Annotated in this window: 23 protein-coding genes and 1 pseudogene; 14 read left to right on the top strand and 10 right to left on the bottom strand. The window is 38.7% G+C overall.

Annotated elements, in window-relative coordinates:
* Positions 1–23 precede the first annotated feature (23 nt).
* The gene (locus BT797_RS23790) at positions 24–485 is read right to left on the bottom strand and encodes a hypothetical protein (RefSeq protein WP_175545649.1); all 462 of its coding nucleotides are present in this window, start codon (positions 483–485) and stop codon (positions 24–26) included.
* Positions 486–1,083: 598 nt separating this feature from the next.
* Here BT797_RS23790 and BT797_RS05310 point away from each other — a divergent pair.
* Together BT797_RS05310 and BT797_RS05315 are read left to right on the top strand one after the other, a co-directional pair.
* Complete coding sequence (locus BT797_RS05310; protein WP_075471276.1) at positions 1,084–2,463, top strand: O-antigen ligase family protein; 1,380 nt, start codon at positions 1,084–1,086, stop codon at positions 2,461–2,463.
* Positions 2,464–2,571: 108 nt separating this feature from the next.
* Entirely contained in the window at positions 2,572–4,695 is a 2,124-nt protein-coding gene (locus tag BT797_RS05315; protein WP_244893717.1) for a UvrD-helicase domain-containing protein, read from the top strand.
* A gap of 46 nt (positions 4,696–4,741) precedes the next feature.
* Here BT797_RS05315 and rsmS read toward each other — a convergent pair whose 3' ends face one another.
* The 4 genes from rsmS to dinG form a co-directional block, all read right to left on the bottom strand.
* On the bottom strand, positions 4,742–4,906 hold the full coding sequence (gene rsmS / locus BT797_RS05320) for a pleiotropic regulatory protein RsmS (RefSeq protein WP_065826297.1): 165 nt from the start codon (positions 4,904–4,906) through the stop codon (positions 4,742–4,744).
* Between the two features lie 71 nt (positions 4,907–4,977).
* Positions 4,978–5,604 (bottom strand): primosomal replication protein PriC, encoded by a 627-nt coding sequence (gene priC, locus BT797_RS05325; protein ID WP_075471278.1) that lies wholly within the window; start codon positions 5,602–5,604, stop codon positions 4,978–4,980.
* Positions 5,592–6,371: a sulfite exporter TauE/SafE family protein gene (locus BT797_RS05330; RefSeq protein ID WP_045112460.1), complete on the bottom strand. Its 780-nt coding sequence runs from the start codon at positions 6,369–6,371 to the stop codon at positions 5,592–5,594. Before BT797_RS05330 ends, priC begins: the two co-directional genes overlap by 13 nt.
* A complete protein-coding gene (dinG, locus tag BT797_RS05335; RefSeq protein ID WP_075471279.1) occupies positions 6,371–8,434 on the bottom strand; it encodes an ATP-dependent DNA helicase DinG in 2,064 nt (687 codons plus the stop codon). Before dinG ends, BT797_RS05330 begins: the two co-directional genes overlap by 1 nt.
* A gap of 532 nt (positions 8,435–8,966) precedes the next feature.
* Here dinG and BT797_RS05340 point away from each other — a divergent pair.
* The 3 genes from BT797_RS05340 to BT797_RS05350 all read left to right on the top strand — a co-directional run bounded on the left by BT797_RS05340 (position 8,967) and on the right by BT797_RS05350 (position 12,406).
* Positions 8,967–9,665 (top strand): response regulator transcription factor, encoded by a 699-nt coding sequence (locus BT797_RS05340; RefSeq protein ID WP_075471280.1) that lies wholly within the window; start codon positions 8,967–8,969, stop codon positions 9,663–9,665.
* Positions 9,652–11,091, top strand: coding sequence for an ATP-binding protein (locus tag BT797_RS05345; protein ID WP_075471281.1), 1,440 nt, complete (start codon positions 9,652–9,654; stop codon positions 11,089–11,091). The genes BT797_RS05340 and BT797_RS05345 overlap by 14 nt, the downstream gene beginning before the upstream one ends.
* A gap of 115 nt (positions 11,092–11,206) precedes the next feature.
* Positions 11,207–12,406, top strand: a complete 1,200-nt coding sequence (locus tag BT797_RS05350; RefSeq protein ID WP_075471282.1) for an SDR family oxidoreductase — start codon at positions 11,207–11,209, stop codon at positions 12,404–12,406.
* 95 nt (positions 12,407–12,501) lie between these two features.
* On the opposite strand, the gene BT797_RS05355 is transcribed toward BT797_RS05350, so the two are convergent.
* Together BT797_RS05355 and BT797_RS05360 are read right to left on the bottom strand one after the other, a co-directional pair.
* Positions 12,502–14,100, bottom strand: a complete 1,599-nt coding sequence (locus BT797_RS05355) for an AMP-binding protein (protein ID WP_075471283.1) — start codon at positions 14,098–14,100, stop codon at positions 12,502–12,504.
* Positions 14,101–14,421: 321 nt separating this feature from the next.
* A complete protein-coding gene (locus BT797_RS05360; protein ID WP_045109786.1) occupies positions 14,422–14,760 on the bottom strand; it encodes a universal stress protein UspB in 339 nt (112 codons plus the stop codon).
* 619 nt (positions 14,761–15,379) lie between these two features.
* Here BT797_RS05360 and emrD point away from each other — a divergent pair.
* Complete coding sequence (gene emrD, locus BT797_RS05365; protein WP_045109787.1) at positions 15,380–16,600, top strand: multidrug efflux MFS transporter EmrD; 1,221 nt, start codon at positions 15,380–15,382, stop codon at positions 16,598–16,600.
* A gap of 33 nt (positions 16,601–16,633) precedes the next feature.
* Here emrD and BT797_RS05370 read toward each other — a convergent pair whose 3' ends face one another.
* Positions 16,634–16,849: a hypothetical protein gene (locus BT797_RS05370; protein ID WP_045109788.1), complete on the bottom strand. Its 216-nt coding sequence runs from the start codon at positions 16,847–16,849 to the stop codon at positions 16,634–16,636.
* Positions 16,850–16,974: 125 nt separating this feature from the next.
* Between BT797_RS05370 and BT797_RS05375 the strand changes: the two are divergent.
* Positions 16,975–17,576 (top strand): annotated as a pseudogene (locus tag BT797_RS05375) (DUF938 domain-containing protein).
* A gap of 14 nt (positions 17,577–17,590) precedes the next feature.
* On the opposite strand, the gene BT797_RS05380 reads toward BT797_RS05375, so the two are convergent.
* On the bottom strand, positions 17,591–17,881 hold the full coding sequence (locus BT797_RS05380) for a hypothetical protein (RefSeq protein WP_045109790.1): 291 nt from the start codon (positions 17,879–17,881) through the stop codon (positions 17,591–17,593).
* Positions 17,882–18,109: 228 nt separating this feature from the next.
* On the opposite strand from BT797_RS05380, the gene BT797_RS05385 reads away from it, so the two are divergent.
* The 7 genes from BT797_RS05385 (at position 18,110) to BT797_RS05415 (ending at position 22,739) form a co-directional block, all read left to right on the top strand.
* The gene (locus tag BT797_RS05385) at positions 18,110–18,319 is read left to right on the top strand and encodes a hypothetical protein (RefSeq protein ID WP_045109791.1); all 210 of its coding nucleotides are present in this window, start codon (positions 18,110–18,112) and stop codon (positions 18,317–18,319) included.
* A gap of 9 nt (positions 18,320–18,328) precedes the next feature.
* On the top strand, positions 18,329–18,832 hold the full coding sequence (gene sodN / locus BT797_RS05390; protein ID WP_045109792.1) for a superoxide dismutase, Ni: 504 nt from the start codon (positions 18,329–18,331) through the stop codon (positions 18,830–18,832).
* A 26-nt stretch (positions 18,833–18,858) separates the two neighbouring features.
* Entirely contained in the window at positions 18,859–19,134 is a 276-nt protein-coding gene (locus BT797_RS05395; protein WP_139291637.1) for a S24/S26 family peptidase, read from the top strand.
* Between the two features lie 83 nt (positions 19,135–19,217).
* Positions 19,218–20,132 (top strand): metal ABC transporter substrate-binding protein, encoded by a 915-nt coding sequence (locus BT797_RS05400; RefSeq protein ID WP_045109794.1) that lies wholly within the window; start codon positions 19,218–19,220, stop codon positions 20,130–20,132.
* Positions 20,132–20,980, top strand: a complete 849-nt coding sequence (locus BT797_RS05405; RefSeq protein WP_045109795.1) for a manganese/iron ABC transporter ATP-binding protein — start codon at positions 20,132–20,134, stop codon at positions 20,978–20,980. Before BT797_RS05400 ends, BT797_RS05405 begins: the two co-directional genes overlap by 1 nt.
* Entirely contained in the window at positions 20,980–21,837 is an 858-nt protein-coding gene (locus BT797_RS05410; protein WP_045109796.1) for a metal ABC transporter permease, read from the top strand. The genes BT797_RS05405 and BT797_RS05410 overlap by 1 nt, the downstream gene beginning before the upstream one ends.
* Complete coding sequence (locus BT797_RS05415) at positions 21,834–22,739, top strand: metal ABC transporter permease (RefSeq protein ID WP_075471285.1); 906 nt, start codon at positions 21,834–21,836, stop codon at positions 22,737–22,739. Before BT797_RS05410 ends, BT797_RS05415 begins: the two co-directional genes overlap by 4 nt.
* Here the strand turns inward: BT797_RS05415 and BT797_RS05420 are convergent.
* Positions 22,725–23,528 (bottom strand): class I SAM-dependent methyltransferase, encoded by an 804-nt coding sequence (locus BT797_RS05420; RefSeq protein ID WP_075471286.1) that lies wholly within the window; start codon positions 23,526–23,528, stop codon positions 22,725–22,727. The two genes, BT797_RS05415 and BT797_RS05420, sit on opposite strands and share 15 nt — an antisense overlap.
* Positions 23,529–23,591 lie beyond the last annotated feature (63 nt).

Raw genomic sequence — 23,591 nt, forward strand, 5'->3', positions numbered from 1 at the left:
TACCATTTGTTTCGTTTAGAGGTTTAGTCGTCTTTTCCATATGAAAACAAAGATGATTTTTGCACTGACTCACCAATAATAACGACATAATTTTTCTTATTCGATGAATTTGAAACGATGACATTTTCCCATTCTACTTTGATCGGACTATTTTCAATTTTTTTCAACTTTGAATAGGATTGTGATAGAGCAATTGGCTTTAATAAAGGCATATTGAATAAAATGTAATAGGCTCTACTCATCGGGACTAGCACAACTTCTCCCGTTGGGGATACTGAAAATATTGAGTTATGCTTGGCTTGTGATGACGATAAACTAATTAATAAAATGAGGCTTGTAATTATAACTAATTTTATTTTAAAACCGCCTAGGATTTGATTTAGTCTAAATAAAATAAACGGCGTTATAATTAATTGTAAAAATACAACTAATGGAATATCAATAGAATAAAATAGTTCTATAGTTTCTTTAGTATTTGTTTCCATGATACTGATGTAACTACCAAGTTCAAAGCTACCATATTGAATTTTAACAAATAGAATGACTGATGAAATGATACTTATAATGATAAATAATAATAAATTAAGATATTTGGATGTAAAAAATGAAGATAAAATAAAAATGAAGAGAGTACTAATACTGGCTTTGAGTAGGACTCCAATCATATACTTAATACTAGAATAATTTAAAGTGTTAGCTAAAGATGCTATGTCTACAATGATGTAAATATAATATATATAGATTAAAAAAATAGAAGCAGTTAAGTATATTCGTTTTTTAGATAAACTAAACGGTATTTTATTTAACATTAAATATATAGCCAAGTTAGCAATAACTATATCGAATATTAGACTATAACAGTTGAAGTGAAGCTCAGAATATGATCTTATTTAAGCACAATCAAAGTTAACAAATCCGTGTGTAGAGGTTTATTGAAACTGGCTTCCAGTTCTAACACAAAAAGGGGAAATGAGTTAAGGGGTCTGCCAGATCCAAATAAACCGTATTTTTGTACTTCGCTTACTTCACTTTTCTATATCCCTGCTTTACTTAGATAATGAGGTCAATAAGCAAGGATGTTTAATGATAGATCTGAATACGGTTAGCCCGCGTTTACAAATATTTTTAAGCTTCATGTTAACCTTTGTTACTGGCCTATTGTGGTATCAGACTAAAACTTGGTTGGTGCCTGTCGCATTTATTTTAGCGCCACTTTTTTTGATGCTTCTATTAAAGTTTCCATTTTATATTGTTATTACCTTTGTTATTTTTTCCTATTTTCGCATACACGAAGCCTTTCCGGTAATGATCCCGTTGCGTATTCCGTTAGCGTTTTCTCTCATGTCATTTTTTGTTTTAGGTTGGCATATCTATTTGACAAATCACATCAAGGTTTATTGGTCAACAGAACTGACATTTGTATGCTTGTTTCTGGGGTGGGCTACATTTGGTATCGCATTTGCGTATAACCGCCAGGCTGCATTTGCTCTTTTTTCTGATGTAATCATTAAAGTTTGGGTAATGACAATTACGATCTGCTGGTTGGTTCGTACTATTCACCATTTCCGGATTGCGACTTATTTATATGTGGCGGCAGGGGTCGTTGTAGGGCTAAAAGCGATTAATAATAAGTTACAAGGTATTGGCCTGGTTGAAGGTACACGAGTGACAATTTCACGTGAATTTGGCTCATTAATTGGTGATCCGAATGACTTAGCGTTAGTACTTCTGTTCCCCATGTCTTTTACTTTATCAAACCTGTTGCAATCTAATATTGGTAAATTGCATCGGGCATTACTCGCAATCGCTTACGTTATTTTATTTTGGGCGATTATTGCTACACAAAGTCGTGGAGGGCTGATGGGGATAATGGCGGTGACTGGGTATTTTGCGGTTAAGCGAATTAAGAATAAGATATATGTATTCGCGGGTGGTGTACTATTACTACCCATCTTAGTGATTATGGCGGGTATTTCAGAGCGTACTTCTGGTGGAGCGATAGAAAAAGGTATTGGTGAATCAACCATGGGGCGGATTTATGCGTGGATCGCATCATGGGAAATGGCGCTAGAAAACCCACTTACAGGGGTTGGGGTAAATAATTTTTACCTTAATTATTATTTGTTTAGTCCTTTCTGGGATGGTAAAAACCACGCGGTACACAGTACGTGGTTTCAGGTTTTAGGTGAAACTGGATTTGTAGGACTAGCGTTGTTCATTGCACTTATTGCTGTGATGTTTAGACAATTATGGCGAACTGAAGTGAGTAGTCGTGTGTTACTTGTGAGTGAACGTAATACGTTTGTAACCTGTAATGATGGTATTTTTGCTGGGTTAATTGCGTTTTGTGTAGCTGGTACCTTTTTGACTCAAAGCTTTACTTGGCCTTTGTATATTTTATTGTCGATGAATGTGGCGCTAGCTAAGATCCTATCTGAAAAATTGGCGGTGAGTCGTCACTAAGGCTGGTTAAGAGAGTTGAAAACTTTTGATAAAGTTAACCTTACGTATTAAATAATACCAATGATTGTGCTATGTTTTCTCTATTATTTTTTATCGAGTTCATCTGCATTGCCTGATTATTCTTTTTCTACTTTTGCTCAGTTATTTGGTGCAAATTGCCGTACATTATCATTTTGTCCCGAGGGGGCTGTATTTACCACTAAACAGCAACAAACTTATCACTATCCTTGGACTACGTTTGAACCTAAATTGAAGCATTTCCGTGGTTCATTTTTTGATACCTTAGTTCTTAATTGGGAAAGTCAGCGTGTTCGTTTAAATGGTATTGATAAGGCTGAGGTTACAGGACTCATTGATGAGTTGTATTTTCGTGCATTGGAGGGAAAAGAAACCCAGATCCTCGAACTGTATCAACAAGTTACACAAGTGATTGAGCAGGGTTATATTTCTCATTCAAAATGGTTAGCTTTACAACGACGATTATTGCCGTGGGCTGATTGGTTTGAAATGTTACCGAAAATTAATAAGATCCCTACATCGCTTAAATTACCCTTAGCGCATTTACGTTTTTGGCAGCAAAGTAAGACCGAAAATTTAGATAAATATAATCAAGCTGTAATGAACAAGCAAAAACAAAACTATAAAACCCTATTTGATAGTCTTGAAACACACCCACTTACCGAGAAGCAACGTGATGCCTGTATTGTCGCTAATGATGCGAATTTAGTATTAGCAGGCGCTGGCTGTGGTAAAACCAGTGTTATGTTAGGGCGCTGTGCGTATTTATTAGAGTCACAGCAAGCAACGGCTGATACGATCTTAATACTGGCGTTTGCAAAAGACGCTGCACAAGAAATGAAAACACGTTTAAAAGAGCGACTCCCAAACGCGAGGATCACAGTAAAAACATTTCATGCCTTAGCGTTAGATATTATTAAGCAAGTTGAAATGAATAAGCCGCAAGTCAGTAAGCTGGCGAGTAGTGATAATGCGAAACAACAATTTTTTAAGCAGAGTATAGCGACGTTACTGCTGGATGCTGACTTTAATGCATTGTTTAGTGAATATTGCTATGCCTATGTGGCTTGGTTAGGCAAGTTACCGAGTGAAAAGCATGAGCAAGAAGTCGCACGATTATTAGCAGGCAAAGGTGGGTATAAAAAATTGCTAAGCCAGCTTGTCGAATTAACGATGCAGTATAAAAATACTCGAACAGTGCGCGCTGAAAAAAGGTTAAGTGCGCTACCTGATACTGATTTCGCGGCATTAACACATGAAGTCGTCGTTATATTACTTGAACACTATCAGACGTATTTAGCGGAAAATAATGAGATTGATTTTGATGAGATGATCACTAAGGCAAGTGATTATGCGAGTGATGGGCAGTTTAGTTCACCTTGGCTGCATATTCTTGTTGATGAATTTCAAGATATCTCTCAAGCACGAGCTAATTTAGTAAGACATCTACAGACGCAACATGATGATAGTAAATTATTCTGTGTCGGTGATGATTGGCAGGCTATTTATCAATTCGCAGGCAGTGATATCGCAGTGACAACACGCTTCAGTGATTATTTTGGCATGACGAGTATATTACCACTCGATACTACGTTCCGCTTTAATGACCAGATTAGTGCTGTTGCGAGTGGCTTTGTGATGGCAAACTCAGAGCAAATGAATAAGAAAATAACAACATACAGCAAAGCAAAAAAAGCCTGTATACAGGTTAATTACTATCAGGTTAGTGACAATAAGCGCAGTGACAATAAACAAAATGATGATGCAGCAATATTATTATTAGAAAAAAAATTAAAGCAAATAGCCGCGAGTGTTAAAGGCGAAGGCAAGCAAAAATCAGTGTTATTGCTCGCTCGATTTAATTTTCAATTACCTGATAATAAGACGCTGACAGTGTTGTCTACGGAATATCCTCAGTTAGTCATTAAAGCCATGACGGTGCATAGTTCGAAAGGGCAAGAAGCCGATAATGTAGTTGTGTTAGCGATGGAAGCTGGCGAGCATGGCTTTCCTTGTCATAAATCCCGCCACCCCTTTACGATAATATTACAGCCTGATGAGTCTGGTTTTCCTGATGCAGAAGAGCGTCGGTTATTTTATGTGGCATTAACACGGGCTCGTCAGCAGGTATATTTACTTTGTAATAAAAGTAATCCGTCGAACTTTGTGGAAGAATTAGTAACAGGGGACTACGCCGTTACAATTGCAAAATAGAGTGGGACTTTATCTAATAACATTATTACTCTTACTCACTTATGAACTAACTAACCTTGCTTGTTGTTTCTGTTTCAAGTTTACGTTGAAAATCTTGCTGTGCGATTGCCAATGCTTTGATCACTGTTTCTGTAGGTAGTTGGTTTTCTTCAAGTAGTTGAATTAGGTCAACGGCAAGTTTTATATGTTTTGGCGCGTTTTCTAGCGACATGATAAAGGATCCTTACTTATTTTAGTTATATATTGCATATTAAGATTTTTAATTGGTAACGGAATGTTTTATTACAAAAGATCTTTCTTTTGTTCATAGCGTTGTAATTGCTGGCGGACTTTTGCTGTCGCTGCCTGACAACGCTGTAATCTTTGCTTAGTTTGTTGTAATTGAAGTGGATCAGTTTGTTGATCTATTATTGCTTGCAAACGGCGTTCATACTCTATTTGTTGCGCTAATTTTTGATATAAATAGTGTGATTTCTGCAATAACTTCTTCGCAATGGCATCATAATTTTTTTGCTCATTTTTGACTTCTCCACGCCTAAAATGACACTGCTGTAATACCCCATTAATAGCTCTAAATTGATGAGCTACTTTTTCTAATAACACGTCCTCTATCGATAATGTACTTTCTGGCGATGAACTTGACTGCTTTGTGTTGGTTGCCTGTTTATCAAAACGCTTATCAAAATAGTGTTGTAAACGCGTCATACTCTTTTCTAATTCTGCTATGTATTGCTGAATATCGTGACTGTTACCGATAAATAAGCCAGGGTAGAACAAGGCGCGATCGCGTAATTTATAATTGATGGTCGTAGTGTGGCTAGAGTTGACTTGCTTACCCAACTCACTCAACTGTTTAATACGCTGAGTGAGTTGGGCAAGCTGTTGTTGCTGATGCGTTATTGTAGCCATGCTTGATAAGCCAGCTTAAAGGCGATAATAATCACAACGGTAATAAATAATGGTCGAATGAATTTAGCCCCAAAGTGAATGGCGGTATGTGCACCAATGATCGCACCGACCATAATTGATAAACCCATGCTTAAACCCAGATACCAATTGATGTGTCCAAGGTAAATAAAAGTCAGTAGGGAGGTGAAGTTACTGGTAAAGTTCATTGCTTTAGCAACACCAGAGGCAAACAGAATATTAAGTTTATACAGTGCCATTGTCGATACAGTCCAAAATGCACCAGTACCAGGGCCTGCGACACCATCATAGAAACCGATAATATAACCTTGTAAGCCCTGTTTTTTATGCAGTGCTCGATTATCATCGGGTAGGGTTTCACCTGTGTATTCTTGGGTTTTACTAAAGATGGAATAGATAGCCGTAAAGATAATAATGACAGGCAATAATTTCTCTAACCAAGCGGTGCTGATGACGCTGACCACTAAGGTTCCACATATGGCACCGATGGCTGTAAACAGGAATGATCGCCACCAAAATTTGGGGTTAAATAAACGCTTCTTATAGAAGGTAATTGCTGCTGCACATGAACCAAAACTGGCAGCCAATTTATTGGTACCTAATGCAAGGTGTGGGGGTAAACCTGCACTGAGTAATGCGGGTACTGTTAACAAACCACCACCGCCAGCAATAGCGTCAATGAAACCAGCAGCCAGTGCAACGCTGCATAAAATTATAAAAACCGAAGGTTCTAAACCAAGCTCTAATATCAAAATTCTATATTTCTTTTATAAGGGGGAAGCGAATTAAGTAATGCTGGTCCATAGCGTTTACTAACAACTCGACGATCAAGTAGCGTGATTCTACCAGAATCTTTCTCTTTTCTCAGTAATCGGCCACAAGATTGGATCAATTTTTTACTGGCTTCGGGAACTGAGACCTGCATGAATGGATTCCCACCGGATTTAGTGATCCATTCTGATTGTGCTTCTTCAACGGGTGAGGTCGGTACTGAGAAAGGGATTTTAGTGATAATTAGATTTGTTAATAAATCACCAGGTAGATCAAGACCTTCAGATAAGCTGCTGGTTCCAAATAAGATACTGGTTTTATTTGCTTTCACGTTTTCTGCATGTTTTTGTAATTGTTCGGCACGTGAACTTTCTTTTTGTACCAATAGCTCTAATTTTGTTGTATTACGAATAATTTCAGCGACTTGATTCATTTGTCGGTACGAACTAAATAACACCAACGATGCTTTTTTGTCCGGCAGTAAACTTGGGAGTTTTTCTGCTAATAACTCAGTGAAACCGTGCTCATTTGGTGCTAGTGCTAAATTAGGTATATACAGCTCAGCTTGTTCAAACTCAAACGGTGAGTCGAGTTGCAGGTGCTGCGTAGATGCATCGTTTAATAAGCCGACTTGGCGGCGGAAATAATTAAAATTACCGAGTGAGGTTAGTGTTGCAGAGGTCAAGATTGCAGCGCCACATTGCGACCACAACATGTGTTCTAGTTTACTATCAACATCAATTAAGCTGGCAGCAAAGATATGATCGTCTTGGCGACTACCACTTTTCTCTACCCATTTTGCCAGCGGAGTGCCTTTTGTTTCTTTAATCAACATATTCCACACTTGATGCAGATTCTCGATGCGCTGTAAGTAAAAACCGACTTCTGCAATGAGTTTATTTGCTTTAACTTGTGGCAGCTGATCTTGTTTTACTTGTTCGGCAAGAATATCAACAATTTTTGCTGTTTGGCTAACGCCACGTTTGGTTTCGTGATTCATGTTTGCTGCCAGTTCTGCCAACGCTTCAGGTAGTTCACCATCAGCAAAACGCCAAGAATCATCACTAAATTGGCGATCGTTAGCGGACATTAAACTGTGGATCTTGGTGAGTTCTTTACTGATGGTATTAATTGAACTGAGCAGTTTTGTGACCGGATCGGATATCTCACTTGATGCGATAGCTTGCGTGAGTTGGCGCATTGATACTGCCATGGTTTGTAACCAAGCTTTTGCGCCAAGCACCGACGCATGCGCTGACGAGAAATCACGGGTAATGCGTGGTAAATGATGGGCTTCATCGAGTACGTAATAACAGTCTTCTGGTTTTGGTAAAATAATACCACCACCAAGCTCTAAATCGGCTAGTAACAATGCGTGATTTACAATGAGTACGTCACATTGGTCTAAGGCTTCACGTGCTTTATGAAAAGGGCAATTCCGGTGTGCACTAAATGATTTACTGCAACTGTGGCGATCTGAAACAACTAATTGCCAGATATCATCCGGGATCTGGGTTGGCCAGCTGTCGATATCCCCCTTCCATTTACCTGCGGCGTAAGCAGTAAATAAGCGCTTGATAAGTTGTAAATCGCGTTTTTTAGGGATTGTGGCTAAATCAGCTAACAGCTCTATTTGATCGTCTGCTTGTGCAAGCATAGCAAGTTTTTGCTCACAGCAATAACGCTGACGACCTTTTACTAATGCAAACTCAAATTTAAGCCCTGACTGGCGGCGGAAGAAAGGCAGTTCTTTGTGCAAAAGCTGCTCTTGTAATGCAATGGTGGCTGTTGAAATGACTAGGGTCTTTTTCGCTTCGGTAGCGAGTGGGATCCCTGCAATCAAATAAGCTAATGATTTACCTGTACCAGTGCCTGCTTCGGCAATAATCAACCGACGATTTTTATCAAAGTTACCGGCGAGGGTTTTTGCCATTTCAGCCACAAGGATATTTTGTGATTTACGGACTGCAAAGTCAGGTAGTGAATCGCGGATGTTCTGATAGACATCACGGATAGCTTGTTTACTCTTATCTGAAAGCATGTTTACTCTTATCTGAAGCATACTCACGTTTATCTGCAAGCACGATTTAAAGCCAAGGTCATTAGGATTGTATTTTAGCGTAATTATACCGTCTGTATAGATATTAAGTAGGGGAACACTGATAAAATCCCAGTAGTTTATAAAAATATCGACTAGCTGCTTGATTACCACTGACAAAACTGACAAATTAGAGGCTGAAAATTTACGTTTCGTTTTATATGATGGCGTTGTTATTCATACGTTGTAGTGCAAAGGCATTCATATAACCAAATTTGTTAGTATTACAGTATTGTTAGGGTTATTACTTGATCGCTATACTTGGGTTATACTGCAAAATTACAATATTGGCAGTCGATACGTTTAACGGATACAAATAATAGCCATGTCTCAGGTAATAACCGCAATGGCACTGATAAATTGATGAATATTCATAGCATTAAACTAAATGATAGTGAACTAAACTTATCTAGCGCTTAAGTGTTTTCTTATCCCTGTATTTACTTATTTATAATGACATAAGGTTTCTTTGAACATGTTAGAAAATGGCAAAAAACACATTTTAATTGTTGAAGATGATTTAGAAATTTGTCGTCTTCTCAACATGTTTTTACGCACTAAAGGGTACCAAGTATCACTCAGTAATAGTGGTACAGAGGGACTTGCAGATATAGCCAGATTGCAGCCTGATCTCGTGGTATTAGATATAATGATGCCGGGTATGAATGGGATTGAAGTGTGTAAGCAAAGTCGTGAGATTTATACTGGGCCTATTATTATGCTTACTGCTTGCAGTGAAGAAATATCTGAGATCGCAGCGTTAGATACGGGTGCTGATGGTTATTTACATAAACCGTTACGACCGCATATTTTACTCTCTCATATTGAAGCATTGTTACGCCGCGAAAGCAGAAGTAAGAAAAGTGATAATGCGTTAAGTCATACCGGTACGTTAACGATAGATACATTGAAGCGTTTGGTTACCCGTGATAATGAAGAAATTATCTTAACCGGTGCCGAATATGAAATGTTGGAATATTTAGCAAAACAAGCGGGAACAATCATTAGTCGTGATGAGTGTTACAAAGCGTTAAAAGGGGTTGAATTTGATGGTTTGGATAGAGCACTAGATATGCGCTTATCCAGTTTACGTAAAAAGATAAAAGATGATGTCGCCCCGTACCAAATAATTAAAACAATCCGTTGTAAGGGTTACCTATTTGTTAAGCAATAATATATTTACGAATCTTAATCGAATAATAAACCGTAATACGGCCAATACGCTTTTTTTTAAGCTGTATATCAGTATTACCGCTGCGATTATCGGTAGCATTGTCATTGTTTCGATATTCATGGATTACTACGACGATAATCTTGATGATGTTGGATTTGTGCACAATGCTAGCTTTGCCGCCACATTACTCGATGATTTTATCGAAGATACTGATCGTTGGAATATGGAAGTCGACTTATTGAGTCGATTTACCGGATTTACTATTGAAAAGATCTCGGTGAAAAACGCATTGGCGTATCATCAAAAGCATGAGATGTTGGACAAAATTGATATAAAGCAAAATAAAAACTATCCAGCACTACCAGCTGGGATTGGTAAATGGGGCGTATATGTATACCGGCATGAAGAAGAAAGTGGACGCCTTGCAGTGATCCTTCCACATCATGAAGGGCTATTGCTTATTATTGACCGTTTAGAAGAGGCTTATCCGATGGATGGTCCAGAATATTGGATGGATGATCCAGAAGATTGGATGGATGAGGATGATTATATAACACTATTTCTACTCGGTTTTATCTTTTTTAGTATCGCATTAGTGTTGTATTCCTCAGTAAAAACCATATCGGATCATGTTTATCGCTTGAGCTCTGCGAGTTTAGCATTAGCAAATGGGCAGCTTGATACGCGAGTTGACGATAAAATACCAGCCCCGTTAAACCAGATGGCTGCAAGTTTTAATGAGATGGCGATATCTTTGCAGTACTCACAGCATCAGCAACAAGTTATGGCGAATGCTATTGCGCATGAATTACGCACCCCGTTAACGCGAATTCAATTAGTGATGGGGTTATTAAGTGATGAAAAACATAGCCCATATACGACTGAATTACACAGTGATTTAAGTCGTTACACGGTTGAAATGGAAGCATTGGCCAATGATATTTTGATGTTGCAAACGATTGAACATAAACCTTCTTCTGCACATCAAATTATCGACTTAAGTGAGTTGATGCAATCACGTGAAGTTGAGTTTCAACGCCAATATCCTCATGTATCGCTTTCTTCTGATATTGATACGGTTAAGGTCGATGCAAATTCTCGTTACCTGCAACTTATTGTGGATAACTTGGTAAAAAATGCGTGTTTATATGCGGATTCAACCGTCAAGCTTAGTCTGAAAAATGATCCTGAGTATTTTAGTATTGTTGTTGAAGATGATGGAGACGGTATTTCGCCACTACAACGAGAGCAAGTATTGGATGCTTTTACGCGCTTAGATAACAGCCGAAGTCGTCAAACGGGTGGTTTTGGCTTAGGTTTAGCGATTGTAAATACGATTGTAAAAACGATGAAGGCTGATATTGATATTGACACCAGTGAGTTGGGTGGCGCTATGTTTGTAGTTAGGTTTAGGCACGTAGTTTAATTTGAGATTGTGATTTAAAGAGCCTTACACAAGCTTACAGAGGCTTAAAGTTTAGCAGCTCTTTGTTTTATATAATAATGTGATTATTTATCCATTATGTAACGAAGAGGTTTAAATGCAAAGGTTTGTTAGTATCGCTGTATTGGTCGGGCTATTGCTCACTGGCTGTAATAGTTCGGATGAGAATAGTTCGGATGAGAATAGTTCAAGTGATTCATATATAGTACCGACTAAGTTCGGTCCAACTGTAGCGGGTTTATTTGATCGTTATACTTGGATTAAAGCACCCAACGGTAAAGCTATTCATATTTTTTCACAGCCTAAGGTGTCTGTAGCGCAATTGCTTAAAGCACGAAATACCCTCGAGTTTTTTTTGACTAACACGGTATCAACGAATAAAAAACTTATCACCAATAGCATGGCTGATAGGGGGGCAACATTATTCATATTTGATGATGAAGAGGCTATGGAGATCGCTTTATCTAATGAAGCATTTGTTGAAGATGCTATTGCTAAAAACCCTCAGGCCCTTTATGCGACGGAAATATTTGTTGAGGGTGATAGTAACTATTTAGCAGACTCACCGGCTGGACGTGATGCAACCTTTGAAGAAGTATTACACTTCACTCAAGCGCAAGGTATTGCTCCTGTTATGAAAGATTTTCGAAAACGAATTGCAGAACAAGCTGATCGAGCAATAGAGGCCAATGTGTGGAATCCTACAGAGGTACAGCTCGAAGAGTGGAAGGAAGAAGGTGATGAGGTCACTGGCTATACCACCTCCCACGAATACTTTGCTGCAATCGTAGAAGCATATTATGGGATGTGGGAAAACGGGACAAAAGGCATGGATGGCTATATTGGTTACTCTCGTGTCTTACAAGCAGAAAATGATAAAGAAGGACTGAAAATCGTTACATCATTCTTACCTAAATTTATTCCAACAACAATGGATATTGATCCTAGTTTTGCAGCTGATAGTACTTTCCATATGAGTTACGATGCAGGCTTGGCTTATACCACAAAATCACAATACTTGATGTCAGTACGTTTGACGGGCACAAATAACAGCAATGTCTCAGGTAATGCTCAAGATAATTTATTGATGGGTAATGAGGGTGATAACAAGATTGATGGTAAAGGTGGTATTAATACGTATAAAGTTAATGGTTTACGAGTTGAGTTTATAGTTACGCCTCATGGTGGTGCTTACTTGGTGCAGGATAAAGATAATGCTCGTAATGGTGCAGATACTTTGAGTAATATTAAGTATATCCAGTTTAATGATGAGAAAATCGATCTTAGTAAGTTATAAATATTTGACCATTTCTGTACTTTAGCTTAAGTAATTAAATGAAAATGACGACAAATGGAATTTGTCGTCATTTATCTAACTTATTACATCGTTACTTATACGGTACGTAATTCACGACGTAAAATTTTCCCCACGGCTGTTTTTGGTAATTCATCAATAAATACAATCTGCTTAGGTACTTTATATGCGGTTAAGAAAGTTTTACAGTGTGAAATAACATCTTCTTCAGCAAGATCTTGGTTTTGTTGTGATTTGACGATAAATGCCTTCACTGCTTCACCTGTTTTTTCCAGTGGTACGCCAATTACAGCCGCTTCTTGGATCCCTGCGTGATTAGATAAAATCTCTTCGACTTCATTAGGGTATACATTAAAACCCGACACAATGATCATGTCTTTTTTACGGTCAACTATTTTGTAATACCCATTATCAAGTCGCTCGGCAATATCACCCGTTTTGAAGTAACCATCTGTTGTCATTACTTCTGCCGTTGCATTATCACTGCGCCAGTATCCTTGCATTACCTGTGGACCGCGAACGGCTAATTCACCAGCCTCTCCAGGCACTACTTCTTTATCACTTTCATCAAGCAGTTTAATTTCAGTCCCTGGAACAGCAGATCCAATCGAACCAATCAAAGTTTGCCCTGGTAGGTTAAAAGTAACGACCGGGGCAGTTTCAGATAATCCATAGCCTTCACAGATATCGCATCCGGTTACTTCTTTCCATAGCTTAGCGGTTGAGCTTGTTAATGCTGTACCACCAGAAGTTGTAATTCTTAATTGACTGAAGTCGAGCTCTCTAAATTCAGGAAGAGAACATAAGCCTACAAATAAAGTATTAAGACCAGAAATAGCAGTGAATTTGATGGTCTTAATTGAATTAATAAAACCAACCATGTCACGTGGATTTGGAATCAATACTGAGTGAGCGCCAGTGCTGAAGTACAGTAGCAGGGTGATATTAAATGCGTAAATATGATAAAGCGGGAGTGGTGATACAAGAATTTCTTCACCTTCGGTAATCAAGCAGGCTAAACGATCCTTCGTTTGAAATGTATTACTTAATACATTGCTGTGACTTAGCATTGCGCCTTTTGATAAACCAGTCGTGCCGCCTGTGTATTGTAAAACGGCTAAATCATCAAGATCACAAGTAACAGGTTGATAAGTGCTGTTTTCACCTAGGGCAATCGCATCGAGTAATGAAATAGTATCTAGCTGCTCTGAGCCTTGTTCTTGTGGCGAAAGTAAATCGGCTGCATGCGTTGTGATCACTGTTTTGATGTTGGTATCAGGCAGGACTTTTTCTGCTACAGGGAGTAGATCAGATAGGATCACTAATGCAGTTGCTTCTGAGTTATTAAATTGGTGTAACATTTCTCTTGGTGTGTAAAGTGGGTTGGTATTAACTAATACTAATCCTGCACGTGTGGCACCGTAGGCTGCAATTGGAAATTGAGTGATGCTGGGTAATTGAATGGCAATTTTATCACCGGGTTTTAGATCAGTATGATTTTGTAAATAAGATGCAAATGCACCTGAAAGTCGATCAATTTCTTTAAAGGTAAGTGTTTTTCCTAAGCAAGTATACGCTGGTTTATCAGCAAATTTTTCACATGTTTGTTGTATCAAATCTGCAATACAATTGATTCCATTCAATTCGATTTTTTCTACAGCTGTATTCGATAACATATAATTCTTCCTATCTATTAAGTTGTGTTGTGAATATAAGGTGAACCTGATTTTAAAACTTGTGGAAACATACCCGTTCCAAACGGGTTATTTAACCTGAATTTATTTGAATAATAAATTTAAACAGTCGTATGTTTTTTTATATTACTGTTGAATTTGTGGATTACCACGATCAATACGATGTTTCTAAAATATAGATTAACTAATCGGTTTAGTTTATATGTGAGATGTTGTTCGAGGATACTTTACAGGGGAAGCTAAAATTAACTGCAATGATTAATGATATTGCAGTTAATTTAGATAATATTTTCATTTGGGCACTTATAAATCGAGGTACATTAATACCGGAATGAGAAGAATATTAAAAACGACGAGGTAAGTTGCCAAAGTAAATATTTTTTTAACCTTGTTACAACGATAGATAAAGTATTCATCAAAATGATGTAGATGTTCATCACGGCGAATATAATGGAACAGTTGCATCTGTTTACTGTAATTACCTTCGGTACTGAAAAATACGCGCCCATTAACACGTTGGTAAAGCAGCGGATCAATATCTTTCATGCGATACAACAAGCAACGTAATGACGACACTGCACGTGCGACATTAACTAGAGTAATAATAGAGAAGGCGATAAAGATTAGATCACTATTATTCATACTATCTCCTCAGTGACGGCTTTCACGGTACCTAACTGATAATCCATCTTACCTTAATGAGTTTAATATAAATTCTAGTTTTCGGTAGGCATAAACCAGAAAAGCCGTGTTAATTTTAATTAATCGTATTTGTGACAGTAAATATTTTTGAATGGAGCTCTGGTTGTGATTGTCACGCTGTAATTGTAAAACGATAATTTCCTATATACCAGAGTGCTTGGTAGATCCCCGTAGCCATACCGATTGATGCGATAGTGGCGGTATAAAGTTAAGCTTTTTTTATGGTTGAGCATATAGGTAAACCTAGTGTGGTGACCAAGAAAATGAGGTTGAATTAATTAAAAACCATTGGGATATACGAAGTTGATAAGTGTTCGTTTATTCATTAGTTAAACTAATGATTTTATCAGTGAAAAAGTATGGTGTTAATAGTTGTTTTTTACTTGCTCTGTCGTGTTTTGAAGATTATTATGCCGCTTGAAGTGCAGAGTAAGATATTGCATATATGGATTTAGCCTGTCACCAATCTTTTCATTGTCAATTAAATTAGAGTTTAACTCTTTAATCTACGGTTTTTAGTCATAAATTCCGATTTTTATTCGTAACTTATTGTGAGGGTATGGTTGTGCGTCAACAATCGTCTTCTGCCAACATGGCAAAATTACTATTTCTAATTATCATTCTGACTGCAGTCGGTCAAATGACACAAACGATGTATGTGCCATCTATCGCTGCAATGGCAAGCTATTTTTCCGTCCAGCCCACATATTTACAAGCTGTTATGGCCGCTTATTTGATCCCTTATGGATTATCACAGTTTATCTATGGACCATTGTCAGATCGTATCGGTCGACGTCCGGTGATCATTGTAGGGATGCTGATATTTTTGCTGGGAACGCTAGGCGCATTGTTTGCATCGTCTTTTGAACTGTTTCTATTGGCAAGCTTTATCCAAGGTGCTGGTACGGGCTGTGCGGGTGCTATGTCGCGGACGGTGACGCGTGATTGTTATGATGGGGCATCATTACACAAAGCAAATAGCTTAGTGAGTATGGGTGTGATTTTTTCACCTTTACTTGCCCCTGTGGTTGGTGGTTATCTGTCAATGGCGTTTGATTGGCATACCAGTTATGTGTTTCTACTGGTTTTTGGTGCCTTGGTTACATTAGCTATGTTCGTGATGTTTGATGAAACACTGCCTAAAGAAAATCGTCGTAGTGAACGCGTTTGGACAAGTTATAGCTATGTGCTAAGTAATCGTCAATTTCAAGGGTATGTATTTTGCTTGATCGCGACATTTGCTGGTATTGCTGTATTTGAAGCTGCGGCAGGTGTACTACTCGGCAGCGTGTTAAAACTGGATCCAGCAACTGTAAGCTGGTTGTTTGTATTACCACTGCCTGGATATTTGCTGGGGGCGTGGTTATCCGCAACGCTATCGGCGCGTATTGGTCAACGTCATCTCTTTAATATAGGTATGGCAACACTGATCATTGGAGCCCTGATTATTTTTATACCGGGTATGGCTGGACTTGTTACTGTGGTATCGCTGATCGGTGGTGGCTTTGTGTCGTTTATTGGTGCTGGCATTATATTTCCAGCAGCAACGACCGCAGCTATTCAACCTTTTCCACATCATGCAGGTACTGCGGGCGCAATTTTAGGTGGCATGCAAAATTTAGGCGCTGGTCTTGCAACTCTCGCGGCATCCTTAATGGGCGCGAAGGATCAATTTAACCTTGGTTCTGTGATGTTAGTGACAGCTGTTCTGGTTGTGATTAGTTTATTTTGGGTTCGTCGTCGTTTCGCGAATGATGCTGCAATGACACCAAGTTTGTAAATGACTATGAGAACAAGGATGTTCCCGTTTGAATTAATGTTCATGTTCTCGATAATTAGGATCGGTCCAGCAGCGTGGTAGCTCTTCGCCTGATAGAAAAATGAGATCTGATTTTTTAAATGATTCAGGGTCTTGCTGCTCTTCACCGACCTGATAACGACCCAATACACTATCGTGAAATAGATTAGTAAGATCATCTTGTCCTATTACTTCTATCATGTCGTTATTGCTTCTATGTTTAAAAAACATAATTCGTTCCATTCATTAGCTGCCTTCTCCTAGTCAAGTATAGCTTGCGATAACCTTTTATTTTAATTATCAGTTAAACTGCTGATGCGAGTAACCAGGTAATGGACAACGGATGTAGGTGGAATATGAAAAAACCTTTCTCACAATCTTGTGAAAATAATAAACACGCTATTTTAAGTGTACTCACTGGCGAGTTCATTCAACCCCAACGGGTATTGGAAATTGGTACGGGAACTGCGCAACATGCTGTGTATTTTGCGGCGAAATTACCGCACCTTACTTGGCAAACGAGTGATCTAGCCTGTAATCATGCTGGTTACACAGTTGGTTACACAGTTGGTTAGACAGCGTGTCGTTGGCTAATTTACAGCGGCCTTTATGCTTAGATCTAAACCAGTCTTGGCCGATTGAACAAGTGGCTGGTATTTTTACTGCGAATACTTTGCATATTGTTAGCTGGCCCTTAGTTAAAAATTTCTTTAGAGGTGTTGGTGAGCATTTGTCATCAGGTGGGAAACTGTGTATCTACGGCCCGTTTAATTATCAGGGACAGTTTACCAGTCAAAGCAATGCTGATTTTGATGTGTGGTTAAAGAACATTGATGTAGAACGTGGTATCCGCAATATTGAAGCGATTAACAAGCTTGCAATTGAACAAGGGCTTACATTAATGCATGATCATGCTATGCCAGCTAATAATCGTTTATTAGTGTTTGTGAAGTCTTAGCTTTAGCTAACAGATTAACGTCTTTCACACGAGGTGCAGCCACGACAAGCAGAGCGTGTTTTACTGCTTCGGTCTAGTCGACCACGCTGCACTTTACAATAGGCATTCTTTAAACAACGTCGATAATCAAACCAATCCTGTGGTTTTGTTAAGAGCACATAACCGTTAAAACGTTTAAGTAGATCACCTTGCCATTCATGCATCAAACCGCTATCGAAACCAATATCAAAAAAATGTAATAATGCTGAGACATTCGTTAATTGTTTTAATTTTTCTTCAATGCTGGTGGCAACTGCTGCTGGCATGGCTATATGTATCTTAACTGGTTGTGGTAAGGATGAGTTTTTACAGTACAGATTTTCTCATGTTGCTTGGTGAGCGTAAATATAAATCAAAGGTTTGATTGAAGTAGATCAAAATAAGTATTTTATCCAAGTATTTAGTATTATCTAAAAAATGCTTTACTTAATAATGATTATCAAATATAAATAAGAACCATTATCATTTGTTAATCGTAATTAAACAGGATGTTTATGACTCAATCTCTCACCACCCATAAAATATTGACCGTGTTAACCCTTACTTTAGCGAGTCCGATGGTTTTGGCGCATTCAGGACATGATCACAGTGACCCACTATCAGGATTAATTCATTTACTTTGGCTTGCACCCGTTGTGTTAGCTGCTGGATATGCAGTATTTTCTATTCGTCGTGCTAATCGCATTAAATCAACGGAAAAATAAGGAAACAGTATGTTATTTAAATTAGTCTCGGCAATGGATAAGAAATTGTCATTTAGTCAGGTATCTGCGCATTGTGATATTCCATGCAAGATCTATGATCCTATCTCGGCGCAGTTAGCTGTGCTCACAATGATACGTATGGTTGATTTATTGGATGAGTTTGGCTGTAAAGATTCTTTCAGCTTAAATGATCAAGCACAATTTGGACGTTTAATTACCGAGAAAGAAGTGCATGGTTTAAAAGTGAAAGAAGAAATCCGCGTTATTTGGGGCGATTATATTAAACAGCCGCAATTAGAGCAGTTCCCAGAACTACACGAATTGACGCATAGTATTATGCTCGCAGCATCTAAAGCTAAGCAGAATATTGATAAAGATGCGACACTGGATTTATTAGCAAAAGTTAATCGATTTGCCGAAATATTTTGGACTACAAAAGGTGTTGATACATTTACCGCTACATCACCGTATCCACCAGCGCAACAACTTGTTTATCCTAAACTCGATTGCTAGGTTTTCATATTAGCCGAGTTCGGGGGATGAGTATGTCATCTTGTATTCCCGAAGGAAGTTATGTCTTGGTTAACTGTTGGCGTTCTCTGCTATCGGTAAAACCAGGACGAATTATTAAGGTTCGCCATACCCGTTATGGCGATATTATAAAAACCCTTGATCATATTGATAAACAAGGGTTTTTATGGTTACGTGGCGAGCATAAAAGCAGTATATCTATGCTTGAAATGGGACCGATAAACCAGCATCAAGTGATTGGGATTATTTGGTTTATTGTTAAACCTCCATCTATAAACATTTAGATGATAATAAGTCTCATTTGTATTGAGAAATTATTTATTCCTTGTTAGTATTATCTGTATTGGATTAATAACAAGGAATTAACATGCTTCGTCAGTTTGGTTTTACTACATCATCACTACTCTTCTTCTCACTTTTTTTATCCACGTCAGTGTGGGCTAGCTCTTCTGCAAAAGAGGAACATAAATTTAAAGTTGTCACTACGTTTACTGTGATAGCTGATATGGCCAGAAATGTTGCTGGCGACGCCGCTATTGTCACGTCCATCACCAAGCCGGATGCTGAGATCCATAATTACCAAACGACACCGGGTGATATACGCCGCGCGCAAGGTGCTGATTTAATTATCTATAACGGTCTTAATCTAGAGTTATGGTTTGATAAGTTTTTCCATAATTTACGTGATGTACCTAGTGTTGTTGTAACAGAGGGCATAGTGCCTATGGGTATAGCGAAGGGGCCTTATTCTGGAAAACCTAACCCTCATGCTTGGATGTCTGCGCCTAATGCATTGGTTTATGTTGAAAATATCCGTCGAGCACTGGTGAAATATGACGCAGTGAATACTGCGACTTATAACCAAAATGCCAAGCGTTATAGTGCACAGATTCTCGATGCAGTTAAGCCATTTAAACAGAAAATTGCAGCTGTACCGAAAGACAAACGTTGGTTAGTTAGTAGCGAAGGTGCGTTCAGTTATTTAACGCGTGATTATGATTTGAAAGAGCTTTACCTTTGGCCCATTAACGCGGATGCGCAGGGAACTCCACAGCAAGTTCGGAAAGTAATCGATGAGATCAAAGCCAATAATATCATTGCCATTTTTAGTGAAAGTACGGTATCAGCTCGGCCTGCACAGCAAGTCGCTCGTGAAACAGGTAGTCGCTATGCTGGTGTGTTATATGTTGATTCATTAAGCGCGATTGATGGACCCGTGCCAACCTACATTGACTTGCTTAAAGTCACGCTAAGTACAATAGCAGAAGGACTAAATCAATAATGATGGGATTAGAAGTTAATGATATCAGCGTAACTTATCGCAACGGTCATACCGCATTATTCAATGCCAGCTTTAATTTGCCTAAGGGTTCTATTACTGCGTTAGTGGGAATCAATGGCAGCGGTAAATCAACCTTATTTAAGGCGATAATGGGGTTTGTTACTTTGGCTAAAGGCTCTGTAAACATTTTGGGTTTACCGGTTAAAAAGGCGTTAAAAAATAATTATGTCGCTTACGTTCCACAGAGTGAAGAAATTGATTGGAACTTTCCGGTTTTAGTCAAAGACGTAGTCATGATGGGACGTTACGGACATATGAATATGTTACGTATCGCAAAGCCAAATGATCACGATAAGGTCAATATGGCGCTTGATCGCGTCAACATGGGTGAATTTCAAAATCGTCAAATTGGTGAATTATCTGGCGGTCAGAAAAAACGGGTGTTTTTAGCGCGTGCATTAGCCCAAGAAAGCCAAGTTATTTTACTTGATGAACCTTTTACGGGGGTTGATGTAAAAACGGAAGAGCAGATCATGGCGTTATTACGTGAACTGCGTGGAGAAGGTAAAGTTATCTTAGTATCCACACATAATCTAGGTACTGTACCTGAATTCTGCGACAGAACCGTACTCATTAATCGTACCATATTAGATGCAGGGCTAACGCGCGATATATTTACCCAAGATAACCTGCAAAAAACGTTTGGTGGGGTATTACGTCATTTCATTCTAGCGGGTGATGAACTCCATGAGGATGATGATGCGAGGCAGGTGACGGTACTCTCTGATCATGAACGACCAGTGGTGCTATATGGTGAAGTTGAGCAAACGTCTGTTGTGAGGGATTGATGCTAGATACATTATTAATGCCATTTAGTTATGATTATATGGTAAATGCTATTTTTATTAGTGCGCTGGTGGGCGGCGTCTGTGCTTTTCTGTCTGCATATCTTATGTTGAAAGGCTGGTCATTAATTGGTGATGCGTTATCACACGCGATTGTTCCCGGTGTTGCCGCCGCATATATGCTGGGTTTACCGTTTGCCTTAGGGGCTTTTTTCTCGGGTGGTTTAGCGGCAACCACTATGCTGTTTTTAAATCAACGCACAAAGTTAAAAGAAGACGCAATCATCGGCCTAATCTTTACCTCATTTTTTGGATTAGGTCTGTTTATGGTGTCACTCGCCCCGACATCGGTGAATATTCAAACTATTGTACTGGGTAATATTCTGGCTATTACCCCTGCTGATACAGTGCAGTTACTCTTAATCGCAGGCATTTCACTGTTTGTATTAATATTAAAATGGAAGGATCTAATGGTGGTTTTCTTTGATGAAAACCATGCCCGTAGTATTGGTTTAAACCCAAATTCGTTAAAAATATTATTTTTTACCTTACTCAGTGCATGCACTGTGGCGGCACTGCAAACCGTTGGCGCATTCTTAGTAATAGCGATGGTTGTGACGCCCGGTGCGACAGCTTATTTATTAAGTGACCGGTTTTCACGTGTGATTATATTAAGTGTTGTAATTGGAGCCGTTAGTTCATTTGTTGGTGCTTATCTAAGCTATTTTATTGATGGTGCAACGGGGGGGATCATTGTGGTCTTGCAAGCGATGGTATTTATTCTGGCGTTTGTATTTGCTCCTAAACATGGCTACCTAGCCGCAAGATATAAAGCCAGACAAACGATAAGGACGCTATGATGGTTACATTACTTGATACATTATCTGAAACAATATTAAACACGATATTAGAGCCTTTTTCATTCACTTTCATGCAGCAAGCATTTGTTATTGTGTTGCTCGTTGCTATTCCAGCAGCCTTATTGTCGTGTTTTTTGGTATTAAAAGGTTGGTCCCTGATGGGCGATGCAATATCCCATTCGGTCTTACCTGGCGTGGTTATCGCTTATGTGCTCGCTATTCCTTATGTTATTGGTGCGTTTGTTGCAGGAATGTTTTGCGCATTAGCGACCGGATTTATTAAAGACAATAGTCGATTGAAAGAAGATACCGTTATGGGGGTTGTTTTTTCGAGTATGTTTGGGCTGGGTTTGGTATTAATGACCAAAATAGAATCGGGTGTACATTTAGATCATATTTTGTTTGGTGATGTACTTGGGGTTACATGGCATGACGTTCTAGAGGTGAGTATTATCGCCTTTCTGGTCGTGGCGTTTATGCTGATTAAAGGTAAGGATTTACTGGTTTTTGTATTTGATCATCAACATGCTAAAGCGATAGGGCTATCGACAACGATATTACATTATGGTTTGTTATCACTATTATCATTAACCATAGTGTGTGCGCTAAAGGCGGTAGGTATGATCTTGGTTATTGCGATGCTGATTGCGCCAGGAGCGATTGCATTCTTACTGACGAATAAATTTCAAAGTATGGTGTTTGTTGCCTTGTTGATTTCGTTACTAGCGTCATTCTTCGGGGTTTATTTAAGCTTTTTCCTAGACAGTGCGCCTGCACCAACGATAATCATGCTATTGAGTATTACGTTTATTTTGGTGTTTATTTATAGCAGCTACCAGGCGAAAGTAACTGCATCAAAATATTTACACAGTGATGTAGCGGGAGAGCTAAGCTGTTTGTAAGTCAGCAAGCCATTGCTGTTCAAAGTCCTTCATCCGTAAGTGCTTACGTGAGCTTTCATGGGCTTGTTTGTGCTGGTCTGATGTAAATGGACCTGCTTGACAGTAATGACAGCAATCGTCACCTAATATTGGCGGTTGCGTGAGCTGGGAACTGAGCGCTTGTGTAAGCTGGTTCCCTGCTCGTTGACTCCATACGTAAGTAATACCTTTGGTATCTTTAACATGTTTATCACGATCGACATTACGCACCCGGTATCCTGGGAAGTTTACAATGTCGAAATTCATTTCACCCAAGTAATTAATATTGGTATTGAGTATCAGCGAGTGTTGAATATTCCATTCAGAATAGGGTTTTACGTCTTTACTGGTGATATAACACAACTGTGGGCCAATGGGATCTAGCCATTGTTCGCTTGCATTAATCAAAAACTGACGTAAAAGCCGACGATTAAGCGTATTGATCCCAATACCTGTGCATTTTTCATTAAATTCTGTTTTTGATGTGAAACCAGGAACTAATGGAAACTGGAAAATGACCAAGTCAAAGCTATGTTTAGTCACTGTAGACCAAGTCTCTGGATTGGTAATATCGAATTCAGTTAAAACTTGGCAATCGTGCTTTAACAGTTGTTGATGAAAATCATCACCGTACTTAGATTGTAAGGTGCTGAGAGAATCATAAATTGTTGCTGTTAAGTGTTGCGGAGCATGATGTTGAAATAAAGCATTGGAGAATGACAGGTCACCATCACCAACTGTTAATATGCGCCATTGTGGATCAATATACATGGTCAAAAACACTCACTAATACTATAAAACAGAATATTATACGGTAGGCCAGCCTAAAATTCA

Origin of the sequence: Moritella viscosa, assembly GCF_900120065.1 — a bacterium.
Lineage (GTDB): Bacteria > Pseudomonadota > Gammaproteobacteria > Enterobacterales > Moritellaceae > Moritella > Moritella viscosa.

Bases quoted from the DNA above. Each gene is read 5' to 3' on its own strand.
- BT797_RS05370 (WP_045109788.1), bottom strand. From the start codon at position 16,849: ATGTTTTTTAAACATAGAAGCAATAACGACATGATAGAAGTAATAGGA.
- BT797_RS05380 (WP_045109790.1), bottom strand. From the start codon at position 17,881: ATGCCAGCAGCAGTTGCCACCAGCATTGAAGAAAAATTAAAACAATTA.
- priC (WP_075471278.1), bottom strand. From the start codon at position 5,604: ATGGCTACAATAACGCATCAGCAACAACAGCTTGCCCAACTCACTCAG.
- BT797_RS05400 (WP_045109794.1), top strand. From the start codon at position 19,218: ATGCTTCGTCAGTTTGGTTTTACTACATCATCACTACTCTTCTTCTCA.
- BT797_RS23790 (WP_175545649.1), bottom strand. From the start codon at position 485: ATGGAAACAAATACTAAAGAAACTATAGAACTATTTTATTCTATTGAT.
- BT797_RS05395 (WP_139291637.1), top strand. From the start codon at position 18,859: ATGAGTATGTCATCTTGTATTCCCGAAGGAAGTTATGTCTTGGTTAAC.
- BT797_RS05360 (WP_045109786.1), bottom strand. From the start codon at position 14,760: ATGAATAATAGTGATCTAATCTTTATCGCCTTCTCTATTATTACTCTA.
- rsmS (WP_065826297.1), bottom strand. From the start codon at position 4,906: ATGTCGCTAGAAAACGCGCCAAAACATATAAAACTTGCCGTTGACCTA.
- BT797_RS05405 (WP_045109795.1), top strand. From the start codon at position 20,132: ATGATGGGATTAGAAGTTAATGATATCAGCGTAACTTATCGCAACGGT.
- BT797_RS05340 (WP_075471280.1), top strand. From the start codon at position 8,967: ATGTTAGAAAATGGCAAAAAACACATTTTAATTGTTGAAGATGATTTA.
- BT797_RS05420 (WP_075471286.1), bottom strand. From the start codon at position 23,528: ATGTATATTGATCCACAATGGCGCATATTAACAGTTGGTGATGGTGAC.
- BT797_RS05385 (WP_045109791.1), top strand. From the start codon at position 18,110: ATGACTCAATCTCTCACCACCCATAAAATATTGACCGTGTTAACCCTT.
- dinG (WP_075471279.1), bottom strand. From the start codon at position 8,434: ATGCTTTCAGATAAGAGTAAACAAGCTATCCGTGATGTCTATCAGAAC.
- BT797_RS05410 (WP_045109796.1), top strand. From the start codon at position 20,980: ATGCTAGATACATTATTAATGCCATTTAGTTATGATTATATGGTAAAT.
- emrD (WP_045109787.1), top strand. From the start codon at position 15,380: ATGGTTGTGCGTCAACAATCGTCTTCTGCCAACATGGCAAAATTACTA.
- BT797_RS05350 (WP_075471282.1), top strand. From the start codon at position 11,207: ATGCAAAGGTTTGTTAGTATCGCTGTATTGGTCGGGCTATTGCTCACT.
- BT797_RS05310 (WP_075471276.1), top strand. From the start codon at position 1,084: ATGATAGATCTGAATACGGTTAGCCCGCGTTTACAAATATTTTTAAGC.
- sodN (WP_045109792.1), top strand. From the start codon at position 18,329: ATGTTATTTAAATTAGTCTCGGCAATGGATAAGAAATTGTCATTTAGT.
- BT797_RS05415 (WP_075471285.1), top strand. From the start codon at position 21,834: ATGATGGTTACATTACTTGATACATTATCTGAAACAATATTAAACACG.
- BT797_RS05355 (WP_075471283.1), bottom strand. From the start codon at position 14,100: ATGTTATCGAATACAGCTGTAGAAAAAATCGAATTGAATGGAATCAAT.